Raw genomic sequence first — 21,385 nt, 5'->3', positions numbered from 1 at the left:
AGCTCGCGTCCGCTGTTTCACGTGAAACAGCGGTGAACGGAACTCTTCCGGAGAGGTCATCACCACCATGGCAGGCGAGACCGTCATCACCCTCGTCGGCAATCTCGTCGACGACCCCGAGCTGCGTTTCACCCCGTCGGGTGCGGCGGTCGCGAAGTTCCGCATCGCGTCCACTCCCCGCACCTTCGACCGCCAGACCAACGAGTGGAAGGACGGCGAGAGCCTCTTCCTCACGTGCAACGTCTGGCGGCAGCCGGCGGAGAACGTCGCCGAGTCGCTGCAGCGCGGCATGCGCGTCATCGTGCAGGGCCGGCTGCGCCAGCGGTCTTACGAGACCAAGGAAGGCGAGAAGCGGACGGTCTTCGAGGTCGAGGTCGACGAGGTGGGCCCGAGCCTGCGTTCGGCGACCGCGAAGGTCACCCGGGCCAACCGGTCCGGCGCTCCCGGTGGCGGCGGCTTCGGCGGCGGCCAGCAGGGCGGCGGCCAGGGCGGTGGCTGGGGCGGCGGTGGCGGCCAGCAGGGCGGCTGGGGTGGCAACTCCGGCGGCCAGTCCGGCCCGTCCGACGACCCCTGGGCGTCCAGCGCTCCCTCTGGTGGCAACCAGGGCGGCGGCGGCTGGGGTGCCCCGTCCGGCGGCGGTTTCTCCGAAGAGCCCCCGTTCTAGAGCTGACAGATTTCGTGCGGCCCGGCCGCCGGCGTCCCAGGACGCCCGCCGGGGCGTGAACCCCAAATGGAGCACACAATGGCGAAGCCGCCTGCTCGCAAGCCGAAGAAGAAGGTTTGCGTCTTCTGCAAGGACAAGGTCAACTACGTTGACTACAAGGACACGAACCTGCTGCGGAAGTTCATTTCCGACCGCGGCAAGATCCGTGCCCGCCGGGTGACCGGCAACTGCACCCAGCACCAGCGTGACGTCGCCACGGCCGTGAAGAACAGCCGTGAGATGGCGCTGCTGCCCTACACCAGCACCGCGCGCTAAGAGAGGGTGACCGAATAATGAAGATCATCCTCACTCACGAGGTGCCGGGTCTCGGCTCCGCCGGCGAGGTCGTCGAGGTCAAGGACGGCTACGCCCGCAACTACCTGGTCCCGCGTGGCTACGCCATCCGCTGGACCAAGGGCGGCCAGAAGGACGTCGACGCCATCCGTCGCGCCCGCAAGATCCACGAGATCCAGACCCTTGAGGCCGCCAACGAGGTCAAGGGCAAGCTCGAGGGCGTCCAGGTCAAGCTGGCCGTCCGCTCGGGCGAGGCCGGCCGCCTGTTCGGCTCGGTCACCCAGGCCGACGTCGTCGAGGCCATCAAGGCCGCCGGCGGCCCGGTTGTGGACAAGCGCGCCGTCGCGATCGCCTCGCCGATCAAGACCGTGGGCACCCACAAGGTCTCGGTCAAGCTGCACGCCGATGTCCTGGCCAACCTGGACGTCGCCGTCGTCGCCGCCTGAGCTTCTCGGTAGCGGCCCGAGGGCCGGTCTCCCCCTTCCGGGGAGGCCGGCCCTCGGTCGTTCCCGGGGCCGGTCGTTCCCGGGGCCGGGCGGTCGGGGGCGGCACCGCGCCGGTGCCGCAGGTCAGACCCGGACCGCTCCGGTGACCAGCCACTTGCCGCCGCGGGCCCGCCAGGCCAGGAAACCGCCGCGGACCAGCATGAACAGGTTCATCGCCCACCAGAGCCCGGTCAGCCCGCTGCCACTGGCCGGCACGGCCAGGGCCACCGGGGCGAAGACGGCCAGCGTGCCGAGCATCGCCCAGGCCAGGTACGGGCCGTCGCCCGCGCCCATCAGCACCCCGTCCAGCACGAAGACCAGGCCGGCGACCGGCTGGCAGAGCGCGAGCAGCAGCAGGACGGTGTCCAGCTGGGCCTGCACCGCCGGGTCGGGGGTGAACAGCGGCACGTAGAGCGGCCGGGCCGCCACCACCAGGAGGCCGAGCACCAGGCCGGAGCCGATGCCCCACTCGATCATCCGCCGGGTGGCCGCCCTGGCGCCGGGCACGTCCGAGGCGCCCAGGCAGCGGCCGATGATGGCCTGGCCGGCGATCGCGATGGCGTCCAGCGCGAAGGCGATGAACAGGAAGACGGTCATGGCGATCTGGTGCGCGGCGATCGCGTCGTCGCCGAGCCCGGCGGCCACCGCGGTGGCGATCATCAGGACCGCGCGCAGGCTCAGCGTGCGGACCATCAGCGGGCCGCCGGCCTTCGCGCAGGCCCGGATCCCGGCCGCGTCCGGCCGCAGTGAGGCCTGCTCCCGGCGGGCCCCGCGGACCACCACGAACAGGTAGGCGGCGGCCATCCCGGTCTGCGCCAGCACCGTGCCCCAGGCCGAGCCGGCCACGCCGAGCCCGGCGCCGTACACCAGGCCGAGGTTCAGGAGGAGGTTGGCGGCGAAGCCGGCGATCGCCACCGCCAGCGGCGTACGGGTGTCCTGCAGGCCGCGGAGCACGCCGGTGGCGGCCATCACCATCAGCATCGCCGGGATGCCGAGCGCGCTGATCCGCAGGTACGTGACGGCGTACGGCGCGGCCGTCGCCGAGGCGCCCAGCACGTCGGCCAGCCGGGGGGCCAGCAGCAGCGTCAGCGCGACCACACCGACCGAGAGCGCCAGCGCGAGCCAGATGCCGTCGATGCCCTGCTGGACGGCGGCCCGGCGGTCCCCGGCGCCGATCCGGCGGGCCACCGCGGCGGTGGTGGCGTAGGCGAGAAAGACGAAGACCCCGGTGGCGGTGGTGAGGGCGGCCGAGGCGACGCCGACGCCGGCCAGCTGCGCGGTGCCGAGGTGGCCCACGATGGCCGAGTCGGCCATCAGGAACAGCGGCTCGGCGACCAGGGCGCCGAACGCGGGCACGGCGAGCGCGAGGATCTCCCGGTCGTGCCGGCGGCGGGCGGTGGTGGGGGCGGTCATGGGGACAAGGCTACTCATCCACAGGTAATGACCACCAGAGATAGTGGGGCATTACTCGAAATCCTGAGCGACGGCTCCGGCGCGGTGTGTGTCCACGGCCACCCGGGCGTGTGTGAAGTATTTCTCATGCACAGCCCCGGGAGGGGGTCACCGCAGGTCAGCGAGTTGACGGTGGAGCGATCGTCGGGTTATCCACAGGGCTTTCCACAGGGGTGTCCACAGGATTGCGGCAGTTCTCCACAGCCTGGGGGCGACCGTCCACACCCCCTGTGGATAACCACCTTGGCGCAAGGGCGTCCGGCGCCTTAGCGTGGGCCCTCCGCCCGACACTCCCGCCCGCCCCCTGGCGTCCGTTCCGTCGGTGCGGTGCCGTAGAAAGAGGAGCGCGGCGAGGGAGGAGCGCGGCTCCGTCCCACCCAGCCACCGGCAAGGCCAGCTCCAACTCGCACCACTCGCTGATCGGGGAACACGCGTGACCGGCCCCCAGTACGACGACCACGACGCCCCGCCGCCGGAGGAGGACTGGCCGATCTCGGACGACCCCTTCCCCGTCGGCGCCTTCGCCGACGCGCCGTTCCCGGACGGCCCCGGCGACCGGCTGCCGGTCTCGCGCGGGCGCGGCAACGGCCAGGGCCCGGGCGGCTTCCAGGGCGGTGGCTTCCAGAAGGGCGGCAAGGGCGGTTCCGGGGGCTTCCAGCGGGACGGCAAGCGCCGCCAGGGCGAGGACGAGCGCCCCGACGGCGGCGACGGCTTCGAGCGCGTCCCGCCGCAGGACCTCGCCGCGGAGCAGTCCGTCCTCGGCGGCATGCTGCTCTCCAAGGACGCCATCGCCGACGTGGTCGAGGTGCTCAAGCCGGCCGACTACTACCGGCCCGCCCACGAGCTGATCCACGGCGCGATCCTCGACCTCTACGCCCGCGGCGAGCCGGCCGACCCGATCACCGTGGCCGGCGAGCTGACCAAGCGCGGCGAGCTCCAGCGGGTCGGCGGCCCCGGCTACCTGCACACCCTGGTCAACTCGGTCCCGACCGCCGCCAACGCGGAGTACTACGCCGAGATCGTCCACGAACGCGCGGTGCTGCGCCGGCTGGTCGAGGCCGGGACCAGGATCGCCGGCATGGGCTACGCCGCCGAGGGCGACGTCGACGAGATCGTCAACGCCGCCCAGGCGGAGATCTACGCCGTCACCGAGCAGCGCACCAACGAGGACTACGCGCCGCTGGCCGACATCATGGAGGGCGCCCTCGACGAGATCGAGGCGATCGGCTCCCGCAACGGCCAGATGTCCGGCGTCCCGACCGGCTTCGCCGACTTCGACGCGCTGACCAACGGGCTGCACCCCGGTCAGATGATCGTCATCGCGGCCCGTCCGGCCATGGGTAAGTCCACCCTCGCGCTGGACTTCGCCCGGGCCTGCTCGATCCACAACAAGCTGCCGAGCGTGATCTTCTCGCTCGAAATGGGGCGCAACGAGATCGCGATGCGCCTGCTCTCCGCCGAGGCCCGGGTCGCGCTGCACCACATGCGCTCCGGGAACATGACGGACGACGACTGGACGCGGGTCGCCCGCCGGATGCCGGACGTCAGCGAGGCGCCGCTGTTCATCGACGACTCCCCGAACCTGTCGATGATGGAGATCCGGGCCAAGTGCCGCCGGCTCAAGCAGCGCAACGGCATCAAGCTGGTCGTCATCGACTACCTCCAGCTGATGCAGTCGGGCGGCTCGCGCCGGGCCGAGAACCGCCAGCAGGAGGTCTCGGACATGTCGCGAAACCTGAAGCTGCTGGCCAAGGAGCTGGAGGTGCCGGTGATCGCGCTCTCGCAGCTGAACCGTGGCCCCGAGCAGCGCACCGACAAGCGGCCGATGGTCTCCGACCTCCGTGAGTCCGGCTCGATCGAGCAGGACGCCGACATGGTCATCCTGCTCCACCGCGAGGACGCCTACGAGAAGGAGTCGCCGCGCGCCGGCGAGGCCGACCTGATCGTCGCCAAGCACCGTAACGGCCCCACGGCCACCATCACCGTCGCCTTCCAGGGCCACTACTCGCGCTTTGTGGACATGACCCGGGACTGACCGTGTCCGCCGCCTGACCTCGGGGGATGCCGTGGCGGTCCGCCCCCGCGGCCGGCCGGCCGCCCCGGGGGGCACTCCGGGGGGCACTCCGGAGGGGCCAACCGCCGCACTCTGGACGGGAGCTCCGCGGCGCCATGGACTACTGTCACCTGCCGTGAAGACGATACGACAGCTGTCCGCCCGCCGGGCCGGGGGAAGCACGAAAGCCCAGGCGGGCAGGCCGGCCAGTCGGCTGGGCTGGCTCGACGCGCTCCGCGGCGTGGCCGCCCTGGTGGTCGCCCTCCACCACTTCGACATCCTGAAGATGCTGCCGGACCGCACGGCCGCCTTCATCTGGTGGCACGCGGACCTCGGTCTCTACGGCGTGATGCTGTTCTTCCTGGTCAGCGGCTACATCATCCCGGCCTCGCTGGAGCGGCGCGGGGACGTGCGGCAGTTCTGGATCGGCCGGTTCTTCCGGCTCTGGCCGCCGATCGTCTTCGGCATCGTGTTCGCGCTGGCCATCATCCCGAAGGGTGACGGATCGGTCGCCCTCTTCGCCACCGACCACGACCTGGTCTACCTGGCCGCCAACTCGACCATGCTGCAGGACTTCATGGGCGTCTGGAACGGCCTCGGCGTCATGTGGACCCTCAGCTACGAGATGGTCTTCTACTACATGGTCACCGCGCTCTTCGCGGTCGGCCAGCACCGCCGCAGCGGCCCGCTCGCGGTCGGCTTCGCCGCGGTGGCGCTGCTCTTCGGCACCTCCATCGCCTCCCACACGCTGACCCACGACGTCGCCTCGACCCGGAACCTGGTCTGGGGCTCCGTCCTGATCGTGGTCTTCGCCTTCGCCTGCATCCTCAGCGGTCGCCAGAACCTGGTCCGGACCGGCGCGATCACGCTCGGCCTGCTGGGCTTCGTGCTGATGTACAACAACAGCCGGGCCCCGATGTACCAGACCCTGATGATCTTCGCGACGATGTTCGCGGGCACCGTCCTCTACCGCGCCGAGCACCGCCAGATCGACCGCCTCCAGGCGATCCTCTGCTGCGGCTTCGTGATCGCGGCGGGCGTGGCCGTCGCCTGGATGTACAACCGCGACGGCATGGAGCAGAACACCTGGACGGCCGGCTGGCGCGCCTGGGCCGGCTCCTACCTCGCGGCCTGGATCACCTTCGGGATCGGCATGGCGCTGCGCAAGCGCCGCTTCCCGAAGCCGCTGACCTGGCTCGGCGCGATCAGCTTCTCGCTCTACCTGCTGCACGTCCCGCTGGTGCACACCCTCCAGCACCTGCTGGAGGTGCCCAAGGTGCCCCCGACGACCGGCGGCAAGGTGCTCTGGGCGGCCGAGTACCTCGCCGTGACCATGCTGGTGAGCTGGCTGATGTACCGGCTGGTGGAGCTTCCGGTGCAGAAGCTGGGCAAGAAGGTCAGCAAGGCGGTCGACCGCCGCTGGCCGGCCGTCGACCCGCTGGTGGTCGCCGCGGCTGCGGCCGGGGCGACCGGGGCCGTGCCGGACCGGACCGAGCCGCCGGTGCCGGTCGAGGTCGGTGCGGGCGGTGCGGGCGGTCCCGGGCACCGGGGCCACTGACCGCCGGTACGCATGCAGAAGGGCTCGCCTCCCCGACGGGGAGGCGAGCCCTTCGCCGTACGGCGGGCCGCGTCAGAGCGTGACGGTGGCGCGGAAGACGGTGGCGGCGGCGCCGTCGAGCCGGGTGGCGGTGCCGGTCGCCGGCAGGAAGGCGGACTCGCCGCGGGCGAGCTCCAGCACGGTGCCGTCGGCGGCGGTGAGGCGGGCGGTGCCGGCGGTGCAGAGCAGGATCTGCGGGGCCCGGCCGTCGATCTCGCGCTCGCGGCCGTCCAGGGTGAAGCGGGAGAGCCGGAACTCGTCGATCGGCACGGGGTAGAGCTCCTCGCCCGGGGCGCCGTCGACGGGGGAGGGGAGCAGCAGGTCCGGAGCGCCGGGGGTGAACCCGACCACCTTGAGCAGCTCCGGCACGTCGATGTGCTTGGGCGTGAGCCCGGCGCGCAGCACGTTGTCGGAGTTGGCCTGGAGCTCGACGCAGACGCCGTGCAGGTAGGCGTGCGGGACGCCGGCGCCGAGGTAGAGCGCCTCGCCGGCCCGGAGCCGGACGGCGTTGAGCAGCAGGCCGGCGATCAGGCCGCGGTCGCCGGGGAACCCGCGGGTGATCCGGGTGTAGAGCGCGTAGGGGCCGTCCGGATCCTCGGCGGCGGCCTTCTCCACCGCCTCGGCGGTGTCCCGGACGGCGGCCTCGGCGGTGGCGTCGTCCATGGTGAGGACGGCCACCAGCGTGCTGCGCAGGGCCTCGGACTCGTCCTCGGCGCCGAGCAGGGCGATCAGCGGGGCGAGGGCGGGGACGCCCAGCCCGGACAGCAGGGCGGCCGCCTCGGCCGGCCGGCGGAAGCCGCAGAGGCCGTCGAAGTCGCCGAGGGCGCAGATGAGTTCGGGCTTGTGGTTGGCGTCGCGGTAGCTGCGGTGCGGGGCGTCCTGCGGGATGCCGAGGGCGTTCTCCGCGGCGAAGCCGGCCCGCGCCTGGTCGAGGGTGGGGTGGGCCTGGATCGACAGTGGGATGCCGGCGGCGAGGATCTTGAGCAGGAACGGCAGGGCGGGGCCGAACCGCGCCACGGCGGCGGCGCCCAGCTCGCCCTCGGGGTCGGCGGCGATCAGCTCGTGCAGGGCGCGGGGCCCCTCGCCGCGGTCGGCGCGGGAAGGGGCGCCGGGGTGGGCGCCCATCCAGAGCTCGGCCTGGGGTTCTCCGGTCGGTTCCTGTCCGAGCAGCTCCGGGAGTGCGGTGACCGAACCCCAGGCGTACGGGCGGACTGTGTTGACGAGCCTGTCCATGCGCGCGGTTCTGCTCCTTCTCGAAGGCCGGGGATCGACCCTAGCCGACCGATGTCACCGCAGGGGAAACGGTGGGCGGCGGCGGGGAGTGCCGCAGCGGTTCCGGGGGTGCGAGGCAGCGGTAGTAGGATGCCAGGACGCAGTGGTTTCCACCGTGGTGACCAGGTCGGCGGGTTGCCGACGGGGATGCGTTCAGAGTGCGGGCACGGTGACTGGCACTTCCCGCCACCGGCCGAGAGGTTTGTACGTGACCGTGAACCAGCAGAGTTTTGCTGATCTCGGCAGGGTGCTGGTGATCATCCCGACGTTCAACGAGGCGGAGAACGTCGAGCGGATCGTCGGCCGGGTCCGCGTCGCGGTGCCCGAGGCACACGTCCTGGTGGCCGACGACAACAGCCCCGACGGCACCGGTGAGCTGGCCGACAAGCTGGCCGCCGAGGACCCGAACGTGCACGTCATGCACCGGCGGGGCAAGGAGGGCCTGGGCGCCGCCTACCTGGCGGGCTTCCGCTGGGGCATCGACAACGGCTACGACGTCCTGGTCGAGATGGACGCGGACGGCTCGCACCAGCCCGAGGAGCTGGACCGGCTGCTGGGCGCGCTGCGCGGCGCCGACCTGGTGCTGGGCTCCCGCTGGGTGCCGGGCGGCCGGGTGGTGAACTGGCCGAAGTCGCGGCTGCTGCTCTCGCGCGGCGGGTCGACGTACTCGCGGCTGATGCTGGGCGTGCCGATCCGGGACGTCACCGGCGGCTACCGGGCGTTCCGCAAGGAGACGCTCCTGGGCCTGGGCATGGACGAGGTCGCCTCGGCCGGGTACTGCTTCCAGGTCGACCTGGCCTGGCGCACCGTGAAGGCCGGCTTCAAGGTGGCCGAGGTGCCGATCACCTTCGTCGAGCGCGAGCTCGGCGCCTCCAAGATGAGCCGCCACATCGTGATCGAGGCGCTCTGGCGGGTCACCTCCTGGGGCCTCGCCGCACGCTTCGCCAAGCTGACCGGCCGCAAGGGCTGACGGCCGGCACACCGTCCGGAACGCAGAGCGCCCGGGCCCTCCCGTTCTCCACGGGTGGGCCCGGGCGCTTCTGCATGCCGCCGGGCGCGCCTTCCGAGCTTTCGGCGGCCGGTGCTCCCATGCTGTGGGGCGTACCTCCCGTGCCGCAGGGCGCCGGGAGTCCGACCGCCGACCAGGAGGAGCAGCCCGTGACGCCGTCCCCGCCCGAGGAGAGCGCCGGCTCGGAGCGCGCGGACGGGGCGAACCGCGCGAACGGGGCGCCGCCGGCCCGACCGCTGGAGACCGCCGTCTTCACCGGCCCCGAGTCGGCCTTCTTCGCCACCTCCACGCTGATCCTCGGCGAGCGGACCGCGATCCTGGTCGACGCCCAGCTCACCCGCAGTGCGGGGCGCGAGCTGGCCGAGTGGGTGGCCGGCAAGGGCCGCCGGCTGCTCGCCATCGTGATCACCCACCACCACCCGGACCACTACTTCGGTGCCGAGGAGGTGCTCCGGCTCTTCCCGGACGCGCAGCTGCTCGCCGCGCCGCCGGTGGTGGAGGGCATCCTGCGCACCGCCGCCGCCAAGGTCGCCCAGTGGAAGCCGGTCTACGGCGACGACATCCCAGACCACCCGCTGGTGCCCGCGCAGCTGCTGCCCCAGCCGCTGATGATCGACCGGCAGGTGGTGCCGGTGCTGCTGCTCGGCCAGGGCGACTGCAGCGGGTCCACCGTGGTCCACGTGCCGAGCATCCGCACCGTGGTGGCCGGCGACTTCGTCTACAACGGCACCCACGTCTGGACCGCGGACACCACCCCGGAGCAGCGGACCGCCTGGGTGCACAACCTCGGCCGGATCGCCGGCCTCGGCGCCGACCGGGTGATCGCCGGCCACCGGGCGCCCGGCCAGGACGACGACGCGGCCCGGGTGCTCGCCTTCACCGGCGAGTACCTCCAGGACTTCGACCGGCTGCTGGCCGAGCACCCGGCCGATCCGGAGGCGCTGGCCACCGCGATGAACGAGCGGTACGGCGAGCTGACCCTGCCGGCCGTCCTGGAGCTGAGCGCCGCCGCCAACACCGCCCGGGAGACCGGTGAGGAGGCCCCGGCCGAACGCGAGGCGGCCGTGCCGGTCGAGCCGGAGGACGACGAGGCCTGACGGCACCGGGCGGGGACCGGGCGGGGACCGGTGCGGACGGGACCGGAGCGGGACCGGGCCTCCCCCGGGCGGGTGCGGGGCGGGGCGGATACTGGCGGCATGACGCCGTACGACGTGATCGTGCCGGCCGGGGGCGCCGCCCGGCGGCTCGGCGGGGTGGACAAGCCCGGGCTGACCGTCGGTGAGACGACGCTGCTCGACCGGGTGCTCGCCGCCTGCGCCGGCGCCCGGACCACCGTGGTGGTAGGCCCGGCCCGGCCCACCGCCGCCGCCGAGGTGCGCTGGACCCGCGAGCACCCGCCCGGCGGCGGGCCGGTGGCGGCCGTCGCGGCCGGCCTCGCCGAGACCACGGCGGAGATCGTGCTGCTGCTCGCCGCGGACCTGCCGTTCCTCGACGAGCGGACCGTCCGGCGGCTGGCCGGCGCCCTCGCCGCGGCGGACCGGGAGACCGAGGCGGTCGTCCTGGTCGACGCCGGCGGCCGCGACCAGCCGCTCGCCGCCGCCTACCGCACCGCCGCCCTGCGCGGGGCGCTCGCCTCCCTCGGCGATCCGGCCGGCCTGCCGTTGCGCCGCCTGACCGGCGGCCTGCGCACGCTGCGGCTGGCCGACACCGACGACGTGACCTACGACTGCGACACCTGGGAGGACCTGGAGCAGGCCCGCGACCGCGACCGCGACCGCGGGTAGGCGCCGGGCGTCGTGGTCCGCCGGGCCGCCGCACGGGCCCGCACGGCGGCCCGCTCACGGGCGGTGCCGCGCCGCGTGAGGGAAACGACGCGCGCCGCTCACAGGGCAAACACTCCGGCGAAACCGGCGATCGGGCAGCATGGGGCCCATGGAGCGCACGCTGGATGACTGGATCGCCGAGGTCGGAGCCGAGCTGGGGGTCGACCTGGAGGTCGACGTCCGCGGGCTGCTCGACCTCGCCCGGGTGGTGGCGCACGGCGTCGACCGGCCCGCCGCGCCGCTGACCGCCTTCCTGATCGGCTACGCCGCCGCGCAGCGCGGGGGCGGCCCGGAGGCCGTTGCCGAGGCGTCGCGGCGGACCGCCGAGCTGGCCGAGCGGTGGGCCGCCGCGGCGGCCGAGCCGGAACAGCGGTGAGCACCGTCGAGGAGCCCGCCGTGCTCGGCACGCCCGCCGTCGGGCCGTCGGCCTGGCCGAAGGCGCGGGAGACCGCCCGCCGGGCCGGGCTGCGCCCGCTGCCGCCGCAGCCGGTCGGCCTCGCCGAGGCGCTCGGCCACACCCTCGCCGAGCCGCTCGCCGCCCTCACCGACCTGCCCGCCTTCGACACCTCGGCGATGGACGGCTGGGCGGTCGCCGGACCGGGCCCGTGGCGGGTGGCCGGCCGGCTGCTGGCCGGTCGGCCGGCCGGGGAGGCGCTGGACGACGGGGCCGCCGTCGAGATCGCCACCGGTGCCCAACTGCCGCCCGGCGCCACCGCCGTGCTCCGCCGCGAGCACGGTGAGCTGAGCGGGGCGCTGCTGCACGACCGCGGACCGGCCCCGCTGACCACCGGTCAGGACGTCCGTCCGCGCGCCCAGGAGTGCCGCCGGGGCGAGGCGCTGCTGCCCGCCGGTACCCCGGTCGGCCCGGCGGTGCTGGGCCTGGCCGCCGCCTGCGGCCACGACCGGCTGGCCGTCCGCCGCCGGCCGGTGGTCGAGCTGCTCGTCCTGGGCGACGAGCTGCTGGAGTCCGGGCTGCCGCGGCCCGGCCTGGTCCGGGACGCGCTGGGCCCGCTGCTGCCGCCGTGGCTGCGGGCGGCCGGTGCCGCAATCGCCGGGGTGCGCGCGGTCCGGGACGACTTCGGCCTGCTGCGGGACGCCGTCCGGCACTCCACCGCCGACGTGGTGGTCACCACCGGGGGGACGGCGGCCGGGCCGGTGGACTTCCTGCACCGGGCCCTCGCCGAGGCCGGCGCCCGGCTGCTGGTGGACGGGGTCGCCGTCCGCCCCGGCCACCCGATGCTGCTCGCCGAACTCCCGGGAGGCCGCCACCTGGTGGGCCTGCCCGGCAACCCGCTGGCCGCCGTGGCCGGCACCGTGACGCTGGCGCTGCCGCTGCTGCACGCCCTGGCCGGGCGGGTGGCCGAGGGGCCGGACCTCGCGCCGGCCGCTGTCGACCTGCCAGGCCACCCCGCGGACACCCGGCTGCTCCCGGTGCGCCGCACCGCGCGCGGCGCCGTCCCGCTGGCCTTCGACGGCCCGGCGATGCTGCGTGGGCTGGCCCGGGCGGACGCGCTGGCCGTGGTGCCGCCCGGCGGCGTGGCGGCGGGAGCGGCGGTCGAACTGCTGGAGGCCCCGTGACGGCCGGCCGCTCACCGGGGCCGGCCGGGGGCGGTCAGCCGGCCGGCGGGGCGGCCGGGCGGATGGTGATCACCCGGTCGGTGAGCTGGAGGACGGCGGCCTCCGGGTCGTTGTAGTTGAGCACCCGCCGGCCGCGGACCACCGCGACCACCAGGTCGGCGCACTCGCGCGGGCTGTGTCCGGCCTCGGCCCGGGTCACCGGGCGCTCGTGGACGTCGAGGCCGGTGCCGTAGGTGAGCAGGTCCTCCATCACCGCGCCGGCGTGCGGGCTGAGCATCGACATGCCGAGCAGCCGGCCCGCCGAACTGGAGCTGGTGACCACGACGTCCGCACCGCTCTGCCGCAGCAGCGGGGCGTTCTCGTCCTCGCGGACGGCGGCGACCACGGTGGCGCCCCGGTTGAGCTGGCGGGCGGTCAGGGTGATCAGCGCGGCCGTGTCGTCGCGCTCGGGGGCGACCACCACCCGGGAGGCGCGGGGGAGTTCGGCGCGGAGCAGGGTGTCGGTGCGGGTGGCGTCGCCGACCACGCCGGTCAGCCCGTCCAGGGTGGCCTGCTCGACGACCTTGCGCTGCGGGTCGACCACCACGATCTCGTCCCGGCGCACGCCCTGGCCGATCAGGGTGTCGACGGCGCTGCGGCCCTTGGTGCCGTAGCCGATCACGACGGTGTGTTCCCTCACTGCGGACCTCCAGCGTCCGATCCGCCACTGCCGGCGGGTGCGTTCGGTGAGCACTTCGAGCGTGGTGCCGACCAGGATGATCAGGAAGAGCACACGCAGCGGGGTGATCACGAAGATGTTGGTGAGCCGGGCGCTGTCGCTGAACGGGGTGATGTCGCCGTACCCGGTGGTGGAGAGCGTGACGGTGGCGTAGTAGGCCGCGTCGAGGAAGCTCACCCCGCCGCCGGCGTTGTCGTTGTAGCCGTCGCGGTCGAGCCAGACCAGCACGGTGGTGACGATCAGGACGCCGAAGGCGATCAGCAGCCGCCCGGACACCTGACGCAGCGGCGGCCGCGGCTGCTGCGCCGGCAGGACGACCCGGTCGCCGGCCTCGACGTCGTTCTCCGCCCGTCCCGTGCGGCGCCCCGGCAGGCGCGGTCGGAGGCCGGATCGGCCGGGCTCGGAGGGCTGCTCACCGTTCGTCACACAGCCAAGGATGGCCTGCGTGTCCGGGGCCGGGAGCCCCGGGTCGGCGGCCCGGGCGTGTCGGCGGCGCGGGGCGCCGGTGCCGGCCGCAGCGCGCGGGCGGGCCGCGCGGGGCGCACCCTGCGGCCGGTCGGCGCGGAGTAGCTTCGGGGCATGCATGCGATGACGATTCCTGAACCCGGCGGTCCCGAGGCGCTGGTCTGGGCCGAGGTGCCGGATCCGGTGCCCGGCGAGGGGGAGGTCCTGGTCGAGGTGGCGGCCACCGCCGTCAACCGGGCCGACCTGCTGCAGCGGCAGGGCTTCTACAACCCGCCGCCCGGCAGCCCGCCCTACCCGGGGCTGGAGTGCTCGGGGCGGATCACCGCGCTGGGGGCCGGGGTGGCCGGCTGGGCGGTCGGCGACGAGGTCTGCGCGCTGCTGGTCGGCGGCGGCTACGCGCAGCGGGTGGCGGTGCCGGTCGGGCAGCTGCTGCCGGTGCCGAAGGGGCTGAGCCCGGAGCAGGCCGCGGCGCTGCCCGAGGTGGTCGCGACGGTCTGGTCGAACGTCTTCCTCACCGCCCACCTGCGGCCCGGCGAGACGGTGCTGCTGCACGGCGGGGCGAGCGGGATCGGGACGATGGCGATCCAGCTGGCCAAGGCGATCGGCGCCCGGGTGGCGGTGACGGCGGGCAGTGCGGAGAAGCTCGCCCGCTGCACCGAGCTGGGGGCGGACATCGCCATCGACTACCGGGAGCAGGACTTCGTCGAGGCGCTCCGGGAGGCCACCGGCGGCGCCGGGGCGGACGTCATCCTGGACATCATGGGCGCCAAGTACCTGCAGCGGAACGTGGACGCGCTCGCGGTCAACGGCCGACTGGTGATCATCGGTCTGCAGGGCGGGGTGAAGGGCGAGCTCGACCTCAACAGCCTGCTGCGCAAGCGCGGTGCGGTGATCGCCACCAATCTGCGCGGCCGGCCGCTGGCGGAGAAGGCCGCGATCGTGGCGGCGGTGCGCGAGCACGTCTGGCCGCTGGTCGAGTCCGGGGTGGTCCGGCCGGTGATCGACCGGGTGCTGCCGCTGACGGACGCCGCCGAGGGGCACCGGGTGCTGGAGAACGGCGAGCAGGTCGGCAAGGTGGTGCTGCGGGCCTGAGGCCCGGAGGGGCCGGGGACGGGCCCGGGCGGCCCGGTGGAGGGCGGCCGGGCCCGGCGGGCGGTCGGCGGTGGTTGGTGCACAGTCGTTCGAAATGCCCGGATTGTCGGATTGTGTGAGGCTGGTCGGGAGCTGTCCCGCCGCCGACCGCGCCTGTGCGCGGCCGGCCGTCGGAAGGACCTCGATCGTGGCCGCACCTTCGAACGCGCTCCTCGGGCCGCTGCCCGCCGCGGTCCCCTCCCGCAGCCTCGCCGGCCGCCGTACCCGATGCCGGACCCGATGCCGTACCGGCCGCCGACTGCGGGCGCTGCAGGCGGTGGCGGTGCTCGGTCTGGTCGTGCCGCTGGCCCTCGCCCCCGCCGCGGTGGCGGTCGCGGCGGGGCCGTCCGCTCCCGCCGGGCAGCCGGTCGGGCCGCCGGCCTCCTCTCCGCCCGCCGAGCCGTCCTCCTCCGGGCCGTCTTCCTCCGGGCCGTCGGCCGACGGCGAGCCGTCTTCCGCCGCCGGGCCGTCCGGTGCGGCCGGACCCGTTCCGTCCGCCGCCCCGCCGTCCGGTCCGGTCCGGCCCGGCTCGGCCACCGCGGGGGCCGCGACGTCCGGCGGGCCGTCGTCCCCTGCCGCTGCACCGGAACCGCCGCCCGCCGGGCCGCCCGTGCCGCTGGGACCCGTCGTGCCCACCACGGACGGGGAGCCGGTCCCGGGACCGCTCTGGCAGTCCGCGCCGCCGCCGCACCAGGCCGGCCGCGCCCGGTCGATGACCGGCGGGCCGTGGGCCGAGCGGAGCCCCGGGCACCGGCACCGTCCGGCCTCGGCGCCCGAGCGCCCCGGGACGGTTCCCGACCGGGCCCCCGGCCAGGCCCCGGACCGGGCCCCGGACCGGGCGCCGCAGCAGCCGGTCGAACGGCCCCGGGGGCAGCAGCCCGGGAAGTCGGTGGAGCGGCCCGTCGAGCAGCAGGTCGGGCAGTCGGTCGAGGCCGGGCAGCCGGTGCCGGGCACCGACCCGGCCGCGCCGGACACCACCGGGGACGGGCCGGCCGAGGACGGCACCGGGATCGGGGACACGGCGCTCGCCGCGGGGGAGTCCGCCCCGCAGGCCGTCGCGGCCGTCCCGCTCGTCGTCCCCGCGCGCTGGGGCGACGCGTCGACCCGGCAGCTGCCGCTCGGGGCCGGCCTCGGCCTGATCGGCTGCGGCCTCGGTCTGATCGGCCTGCGGCTGCGCAAGGGCTGAGCCCGCGCACCGCCCCGCCCCGTACGGACCCCGCCCCGTACGGACCCCGCCCCGCACGGGCGCTGCGGACGGACCCCGCTGCGCCGCCGCGCGGACCTGAGTATCCGTACGGATGCCCGGAGCCCGCCCGGCGGCGTAGCGTCGTGCGTGGTGGCGGGCGGTGCGGCCGGCGGGGACCGAACGGCGGGTTCGCCGGAACCGGGGGCTTCCGTCCGACCAACCCCAGTGAGGGAGAATGTGGTTCATGACGAATCCGATGGACGAGCGCTCGTCGCAGGAGATGTACCAGGCCATGGGCGGGCAGCCGCAGGACGGCCAGAAGGTGCTGATCGTCGGACCGGACGGGCTTCCGGTGGGCGAGGGCTTCGCCGCGCCGGCGGGTGACGACGCCGAAGGCCCGCGCGAGCTCCCGGTGACCGAGATGGTGGAGCAGCCGGCCAAGGTCATGCGGATCGGCAGCATGATCAAGCAGCTCCTGGAGGAGGTCCGGGCGGCGCCCCTCGACGAGGCCAGCCGCGCCCGGCTGAAGGACATCCACGCCAGCTCCATCAAGGAGTTGGAGCTCGGCCTGGCTCCCGAACTGGTCGCCGAGCTGGAGCGGTTGTCGCTGCCGTTCACCGAGGACTCCATCCCCACCGAGGCCGAGCTGCGGATCGCCCAGGCCCAGTTGGTGGGCTGGCTGGAGGGGCTGTTCCACGGCATCCAGACCGCGCTGTTCGCCCAGCAGATGGCGGCGCGGGCGCAGTTGGAGCAGATGCGCCGGGCACTGCCGCCCGGTCTGCACGGTGGTGACCACGAGGGCGACGACGGCGTCGAGGGCCGCGGCATCCGGTCCGGCCCGTACCTCTAGGCCGCACCCCGGGGCGCCGGGCGGGGCGTCCGGGCGGACGGCCGCCCGGCCTCCGGCGCCGGAGTTGGGACGTACCGCCACGACCCGGCGCCGGGCGGACCGGCGCCCGCACCACCACCGGGTGACGGGTTGCGGCCCGGACACAGTGTCGGCCCTGCGCCGATCACTGTCGCCGCGAGCCGATACCCTGGGCCCCTGTCGCAGGCCGGGCGAGCGCCGCGACAGGGGCGGGCAGGGCCAGGGGGCCGGGCCCGCACCACGCAGGACGAGACCGAACGTCACGGTCGCGGCGGCACGGCCGCGCCGAGGGGGAGCAGAGGACCATGAGCGAGCACGGCAACGCGGTCGAAGGCCACTCCCTGGGCAACGGCAGGTACGTGCTGCAGCGGGTGCTCGGCGAGGGCGGCATGGCCTCCGTGCACCTCGCCTACGACAACGTGCTGGACCGCCAGGTCGCACTGAAGAGCATGCACGCCGAGCTGGGCCGCGACGAGACGTTCAAGGAGCGGTTCCGCCGCGAGGCGCAGTCGGTGGCCCGGCTGGAGCACACCAACATCGTCACCGTCTACGACAGCGGCGAGGACGTCGCCGCCGACGGTTCCAGCACGCCGTTCATCGTGATGCAGCTGGTCGACGGCAAGGGCCTGCGCGACGTGATCAACGACGCGGTCGCGCAGTACGGCGCGGTGCCCACCGCCGAGGCGCTGCGGATCACCGTCGGCGTGCTGAACGCGCTGGAGGCCTCGCACGACCAGGGCCTGGTCCACCGCGACATCAAGCCCGGCAACGTCATGTTCGACCGCAAGGGCACCGTCAAGGTCATGGACTTCGGCATCGCCCGCGCGCTGGACAGCGGGGTCACGTCGATGACCCAGACCGGCATGGTGGTCGGCACCCCGCAGTACCTCTCGCCCGAGCAGGCGCTCGGCAAGCCGGTGGACGCCCGCTCCGACCTCTACTCGGTCGGCGTGATGCTCTTCGAGATGCTCACCGGCCAGCTGGTCTTCGACGGCGACTCGGCGTTCTCGATCGCCTACAAGCACGTGCAGGAGGAGCCGGCCGCGCCCTCCACGATCAACCGGGCGGTCAACCCGGCGGTGGACGCCTTCGTCGCCCAGGCACTGCGCAAGGACCCGGCGCACCGGTTCCCGAGCGCGGCGGCGATGCGCGACGAGGCCGAGCGGCTGATCGAGGCGGAGAAGGGCGGCAACGGCAACCAGCTGGCCGCGAGCACCCCGCTGGTGATCACCGACGGCCCGCGCTCGGTGCACGCGGCGCCGCAGGCCCCGCAGACGCCGCAGCCGCAGTTCCACCCGCAGGCGGGGCCGCAGGGCTTCCAGACGCCCCCGCCGGCGTTCCAGACCCCTCCGCCGGCGTTCCGGACGCCGCAGCCCTTCCCGCAGCAGGCGCACACCCCGCCGCCGGCCTTCCAGACCCCGCCGCCGGCGTTCCAGACCCCTCCGCCGGCGTTCCAGACGCCGCAGCCCTTCCCGCAGCAGGCGCACACCCCGCCGCCGCAGCCGATGCCGATGCCCGCGCCGCCGTTCCAGCCGGCTCCGGCGTCGAACAGCGGCGGCTGCTCCACGGCCCTGGTGATCGTCGGCATCATCATCGGCGTGATCGTGCTCGCGATCGTCATCATCGCCATCGTGGTGACCAAGGCGGAGAAGGAGGGCACCACGAAGAAGACCACGCGGAGCGCCGAGCGCCCCGCGACCGTCCTGTACCTGGACGCCCCGACCGACCGGAATGGCCTGCTCTGATGCGTTCCGCCCGGATCGGGCGTGCTACGGGGGAAGGCCGAAGGCGGTAGCGTTCGGGGATACGAAGCGACAGGGCACCGCGATCCGAGCGAAGGCCCGGGGCGAGGAGCGATGGCACAGACGCATCAGCCGGACGACGACGAGGGTGCCTGGACGGCCGGCCCGGCCGGCGAGCCCCCGAAGGCGGGCGAAGCCGGTAGCGACGGTGCCACCACCGCGCTCCCGCCCTACGGCGGCGGCCCCCGGACGCCCGGCCGGGGCACCGCGGCCCCGCTCGGCACGGTCGGCGACGGGCGTTACCGGCTGACCCACCGGCTCGGCCGCGGCGGCATGGCCGAGGTGTTCGCCGCCCAGGACATCCGGCTGGGCCGCACGGTCGCGGTCAAGCTGCTCCGCGGCGAGCTGGCCCAGGACGACATCGCCCGGCTGCGGTTCACGCGCGAGGCGCACGCCGTCGCGGCGCTCAACCACCACTCGATCGTCGCGGTCTACGACACGGGCGAGGAGTACGTCGGCGACGAGTCGACGCCGTACATCGTCATGGAGCTGGTCGAGGGCCGCACCGTCCGCGAGCTGCTGGTGGACGAGGAGGCGCCGCCGGTCGACCAGGCGCTGATCATCATCGCCGGGGTGCTGGAGGCGCTCGCCTACAGCCACCGGCACGGCATCGTGCACCGGGACATCAAGCCCGCCAACGTCATCATCACCACCACCGGCGCGGTGAAGGTGATGGACTTCGGCATCGCCCGCGCGCTGACCGGCACCGCCAGCACGATGACCCAGACCGGCATGGTCATGGGCACCCCGCAGTACCTCTCGCCCGAGCAGGCGCTCGGCAAGCCGGTGGACCACCGTTCGGACCTCTACGCGGCCGGCTGCATGCTCTACGAGCTGCTCACGCTGCGCCCGCCGTTCACCGGCGACACCCCGCTCTCGGTGGTCTACCAGCACGTGCAGGACCCGCCGGTGCCGCCGTCGCAGGCGAACGGGCGGGTGCCGGCGGCGCTCGACCACCTGGTGCTGCGCTCGCTGGCCAAGAACCCCGACGACCGGTTCCAGGACGCCGACGAGTTCCGCGCCCACGTCCAGCACGCGCTGCGCGAGATGCACGGCGCCGGCGGGGCCTGGGCGGCGGGCGCCGCGGCGGCCGGGCTGGCGGCCGCGGGCCAGGGCCACAGCGGGGCCACCCCGATGATCGGCACGGACGAGACCGCCGTGCTCGGCGCCGGTGCGTCCGGCGACGCGACGACGATGATGCCGTTCCCGCCGTCCACGCCGCAGACCCCGGCCACGCCCTACCAGGGTGCCGGCGGCCCGTACGGCGGGCCCGGCGACGGCTCGGGCGGTGACGGCGGCGACGGGAACGGCTCCGGGCGGCGGCGCGGCCCGTGGGGCTGGGTGGCCGGCGCCGTGGCGGTGCTGGTCGCCGCCGGGGCCGGCATCGGGTTCGCGCTGAGCGGCGACGGCGGCGACGGCGGGACGAAGCACGGGCCCACGCCCAGCGCGACGGTGTCGACCGCCACCACGACCGAGGCCGGGACGCCCACCACGGGCCCGTCCCCGACCGCGGCGCCGACCACGCAGGCCACGCGGCGGCCGCAGCAGCCGACCGACAACACCTTCGGCGGCAACCAGAGCCCGGCGCCCACCGTGCCGTCCGGCAAGCACTCGCCGACCTCCACCGCGACCGCCACCGGGACGCGGACGGCGACGGCGACGGCGACGGCGACCGGGACCCCGACGGGCGGTGCGACCAGCACCCCGACGGGCGGCGGGACCAGCACGCCCACCGGTGGCGCGACGGCGACCCAGCCGCCGCCGAAGCCGACCTCCACCAGCGGTGGTGGCGGCAGCGGTGGCGGCGGCACCGGCCCGGCCACCCCGCCGGCCGGAGGCTGACCGCCCGGGTCAGTTGGCGAAGGCGTCCAGGACCTGCTCGTACTCCTGGCACCACCACGCCAACTGGCCCGCCGAGGCGGGGTAGAGCGGGTCGGCCCGGTGGTCGGCCCGCTGGTAGCGCCACTGGAGCATCCAGAAGTCGTTCAGCCGCTCCCACCAGACCCGGTGCACCGCGGCGGACAGGTGCTCCGCGGTGGCGGCCCCGGTGGCCCGGTAGGCCTGCGAGTAGTGCCGGACCCGGACCAGGTCGAGGACCCCGGTGGTCCGGTCGTTGAAGACCAGGGTGGCGGCGCGGACCGCCTCCTCCGCGCGCGGCTGGGGGCCGAGCTTGTCCCAGTCCAGGACGGCCGCGATCCGGCCGTCCTCGTGCAGCAGGTTGAGCCCGTGGAAGTCGCCGTGCGTCCAGCCGGTGGGCGGCGCGGCCGTCGGCTCCGGCCGGCGGCGGGCGTGTTCGGCCAGCAGGTCCAGCCGTTCGTCGAGGCGCCGCTCCACCAGGGCGTCCAGCTCGCCGTACGGGCGGTGGTCGCGGGCGCGCAGCTGCAGTTCGCGGGCGAGCGCCGCGCTGTCGAGCGGGTCGGCGCTGCGGTAGCCGGCGGGTTGTGCGAGCGGGGCGCAGACTTCGTCGAGTGCGCCGTGGAGGTGTCCGAGCAGCGCGCCGAGTTCGTCGCACTGCGGCAGGGCGAGGTCGGTACCGTGCCGGTGTCGGCCATTCACCCAGGGGAAGAGCGCGAACAGCCGGCCGCCGAACGCGGCCACCGTGCCGGAGCGTTCGGCGCAGCCCAGCGGAGGGGAGACGGGCAGTCCGAGCGCGTGCAGCGCGCCCATCGCCCGGTGGTGGTCGGAGATCGCCCCGCGGTTGGCGGTGGCGGCGTCGACGTAGCACTTCAGGAAGTACGTGCCGGCCTCGGTGGTCACGCGGTAGCCGCGGTTCAACAGGCCCTCGGCGACCGGCTCGGCGGTCAGCAGCCGCCCCACCCGGTAGCGGCGCAGGACCTCGGAGAGAGCGGCGTGCGGGACGGGCGGGCTGAGGGTCCCTATCGGGGGTGCGGAGAGGTCGGGGCGGGCCGGGGCGCAGGCGAGGGTCTGGCTGAAAGTCACAGCCCGAGG

17 protein-coding genes and 1 pseudogene are annotated in these 21,385 nt (G+C 74.7%); 14 read left to right on the top strand and 4 right to left on the bottom strand.

Annotated features, from left to right (window positions below; all coding sequences use genetic code 11):
• The first annotated feature begins 67 nt into the window (after nt 1–67).
• The 3 genes from ACIPSC_RS04145 (at nt 68) to rplI (ending at nt 1,443) form a co-directional block, all read left to right on the top strand.
• Nucleotides 68–664: a single-stranded DNA-binding protein gene (locus ACIPSC_RS04145; RefSeq protein ID WP_238860429.1), complete on the top strand. Its 597-nt coding sequence runs from the start codon at nt 68–70 to the stop codon at nt 662–664.
• A gap of 78 nt (nt 665–742) precedes the next feature.
• The gene (gene rpsR, locus ACIPSC_RS04140) at nt 743–979 is read left to right on the top strand and encodes a 30S ribosomal protein S18 (RefSeq protein ID WP_030304537.1); all 237 of its coding nucleotides are present in this window, start codon (nt 743–745) and stop codon (nt 977–979) included.
• A gap of 17 nt (nt 980–996) precedes the next feature.
• On the top strand, nt 997–1,443 hold the full coding sequence (rplI, locus tag ACIPSC_RS04135; RefSeq protein ID WP_313764708.1) for a 50S ribosomal protein L9: 447 nt from the start codon (nt 997–999) through the stop codon (nt 1,441–1,443).
• A 123-nt stretch (nt 1,444–1,566) separates the two neighbouring features.
• Here the strand turns inward: rplI and ACIPSC_RS04130 are convergent, their stop codons facing one another.
• On the bottom strand, nt 1,567–2,895 hold the full coding sequence (locus ACIPSC_RS04130; RefSeq protein WP_400822801.1) for an MATE family efflux transporter: 1,329 nt from the start codon (nt 2,893–2,895) through the stop codon (nt 1,567–1,569).
• A 529-nt stretch (nt 2,896–3,424) separates the two neighbouring features.
• On the opposite strand from ACIPSC_RS04130, the gene dnaB reads away from it, so the two are divergent.
• Nucleotides 3,425–4,969 carry a replicative DNA helicase gene (dnaB, locus tag ACIPSC_RS04125; protein WP_400823332.1) on the top strand — a complete coding sequence of 515 codons (1,545 nt, stop codon included), beginning with the start codon at nt 3,425–3,427 and terminating at the stop codon, nt 4,967–4,969.
• A 154-nt stretch (nt 4,970–5,123) separates the two neighbouring features.
• Nucleotides 5,124–6,545 carry an acyltransferase family protein gene (locus tag ACIPSC_RS04120; RefSeq protein WP_400822799.1) on the top strand — a complete coding sequence of 474 codons (1,422 nt, stop codon included), beginning with the start codon at nt 5,124–5,126 and terminating at the stop codon, nt 6,543–6,545.
• Nucleotides 6,546–6,617: 72 nt separating this feature from the next.
• On the opposite strand, the gene manA is transcribed toward ACIPSC_RS04120, so the two are convergent.
• Nucleotides 6,618–7,817 (bottom strand): mannose-6-phosphate isomerase, class I, encoded by a 1,200-nt coding sequence (gene manA / locus ACIPSC_RS04115; RefSeq protein WP_400822797.1) that lies wholly within the window; start codon nt 7,815–7,817, stop codon nt 6,618–6,620.
• A gap of 247 nt (nt 7,818–8,064) precedes the next feature.
• Here manA and ACIPSC_RS04110 point away from each other — a divergent pair, with 247 nt between their 5' ends.
• The 4 genes and pseudogenes from ACIPSC_RS04110 (at nt 8,065) to ACIPSC_RS04095 (ending at nt 12,266) form a co-directional block, all read left to right on the top strand.
• A complete protein-coding gene (locus ACIPSC_RS04110) occupies nt 8,065–8,826 on the top strand; it encodes a polyprenol monophosphomannose synthase (protein WP_400822796.1) in 762 nt (253 codons plus the stop codon).
• 188 nt (nt 8,827–9,014) lie between these two features.
• On the top strand, nt 9,015–9,962 hold the full coding sequence (locus ACIPSC_RS04105; protein WP_400822794.1) for an MBL fold metallo-hydrolase: 948 nt from the start codon (nt 9,015–9,017) through the stop codon (nt 9,960–9,962).
• 102 nt (nt 9,963–10,064) lie between these two features.
• A pseudogene (locus ACIPSC_RS04100) lies at nt 10,065–11,064 on the top strand (NTP transferase domain-containing protein); the annotation flags it as partial.
• Nucleotides 11,061–12,266 carry a molybdopterin molybdotransferase MoeA gene (locus ACIPSC_RS04095; protein WP_400822793.1) on the top strand — a complete coding sequence of 402 codons (1,206 nt, stop codon included), beginning with the start codon at nt 11,061–11,063 and terminating at the stop codon, nt 12,264–12,266. The pseudogene ACIPSC_RS04100 and the gene ACIPSC_RS04095, both read left to right, overlap by 4 nt.
• 34 nt (nt 12,267–12,300) lie before the next feature.
• Here the strand turns inward: ACIPSC_RS04095 and ACIPSC_RS04090 are convergent, their stop codons facing one another.
• The gene (locus ACIPSC_RS04090; RefSeq protein WP_400822792.1) at nt 12,301–13,410 is read right to left on the bottom strand and encodes a potassium channel family protein; all 1,110 of its coding nucleotides are present in this window, start codon (nt 13,408–13,410) and stop codon (nt 12,301–12,303) included.
• 153 nt (nt 13,411–13,563) lie between these two features.
• Here ACIPSC_RS04090 and ACIPSC_RS04085 point away from each other — a divergent pair, with 153 nt between their 5' ends.
• The 5 genes from ACIPSC_RS04085 (at nt 13,564) to ACIPSC_RS04065 (ending at nt 20,278) form a co-directional block, all read left to right on the top strand.
• Entirely contained in the window at nt 13,564–14,541 is a 978-nt protein-coding gene (locus ACIPSC_RS04085; RefSeq protein ID WP_400822791.1) for an NAD(P)H-quinone oxidoreductase, read from the top strand.
• A gap of 667 nt (nt 14,542–15,208) precedes the next feature.
• On the top strand, nt 15,209–15,766 hold the full coding sequence (locus ACIPSC_RS04080) for a hypothetical protein (protein WP_400822789.1): 558 nt from the start codon (nt 15,209–15,211) through the stop codon (nt 15,764–15,766).
• A 280-nt stretch (nt 15,767–16,046) separates the two neighbouring features.
• Nucleotides 16,047–16,616, top strand: coding sequence for a bacterial proteasome activator family protein (locus ACIPSC_RS04075; RefSeq protein WP_400823330.1), 570 nt, complete (start codon nt 16,047–16,049; stop codon nt 16,614–16,616).
• Nucleotides 16,617–16,939: 323 nt separating this feature from the next.
• Nucleotides 16,940–18,379 carry a protein kinase gene (locus ACIPSC_RS04070; RefSeq protein ID WP_400822788.1) on the top strand — a complete coding sequence of 480 codons (1,440 nt, stop codon included), beginning with the start codon at nt 16,940–16,942 and terminating at the stop codon, nt 18,377–18,379.
• Nucleotides 18,380–18,490: 111 nt separating this feature from the next.
• Nucleotides 18,491–20,278: a protein kinase gene (locus tag ACIPSC_RS04065; protein WP_400822787.1), complete on the top strand. Its 1,788-nt coding sequence runs from the start codon at nt 18,491–18,493 to the stop codon at nt 20,276–20,278.
• Nucleotides 20,279–20,287: 9 nt separating this feature from the next.
• Here the strand turns inward: ACIPSC_RS04065 and ACIPSC_RS04060 are convergent, their stop codons facing one another.
• A complete protein-coding gene (locus tag ACIPSC_RS04060) occupies nt 20,288–21,376 on the bottom strand; it encodes a phosphotransferase enzyme family protein (RefSeq protein WP_400822785.1) in 1,089 nt (362 codons plus the stop codon).
• Nucleotides 21,377–21,385 lie beyond the last annotated feature (9 nt).

Source organism: Kitasatospora sp. NPDC090091, from assembly GCF_044747365.1.
Taxonomy (GTDB): domain Bacteria; phylum Actinomycetota; class Actinomycetes; order Streptomycetales; family Streptomycetaceae; genus Kitasatospora.
This window is presented reverse-complemented; position numbering and strand designations above follow the sequence as displayed.

Excerpts from the sequence above, each read along its gene's own strand:
- ACIPSC_RS04075 (WP_400823330.1), top strand. The coding sequence starts at position 16,047 with ATGTACCAGGCCATGGGCGGGCAGCCGCAGGACGGCCAGAAGGTGCTG.
- rpsR (WP_030304537.1), top strand. The coding sequence starts at position 743 with ATGGCGAAGCCGCCTGCTCGCAAGCCGAAGAAGAAGGTTTGCGTCTTC.
- ACIPSC_RS04085 (WP_400822791.1), top strand. The coding sequence starts at position 13,564 with ATGCATGCGATGACGATTCCTGAACCCGGCGGTCCCGAGGCGCTGGTC.
- ACIPSC_RS04065 (WP_400822787.1), top strand. The coding sequence starts at position 18,491 with ATGGCACAGACGCATCAGCCGGACGACGACGAGGGTGCCTGGACGGCC.
- ACIPSC_RS04130 (WP_400822801.1), bottom strand. The coding sequence starts at position 2,895 with ATGACCGCCCCCACCACCGCCCGCCGCCGGCACGACCGGGAGATCCTC.
- ACIPSC_RS04145 (WP_238860429.1), top strand. The coding sequence starts at position 68 with ATGGCAGGCGAGACCGTCATCACCCTCGTCGGCAATCTCGTCGACGAC.
- rplI (WP_313764708.1), top strand. The coding sequence starts at position 997 with ATGAAGATCATCCTCACTCACGAGGTGCCGGGTCTCGGCTCCGCCGGC.
- manA (WP_400822797.1), bottom strand. The coding sequence starts at position 7,817 with ATGGACAGGCTCGTCAACACAGTCCGCCCGTACGCCTGGGGTTCGGTC.
- ACIPSC_RS04070 (WP_400822788.1), top strand. The coding sequence starts at position 16,940 with ATGAGCGAGCACGGCAACGCGGTCGAAGGCCACTCCCTGGGCAACGGC.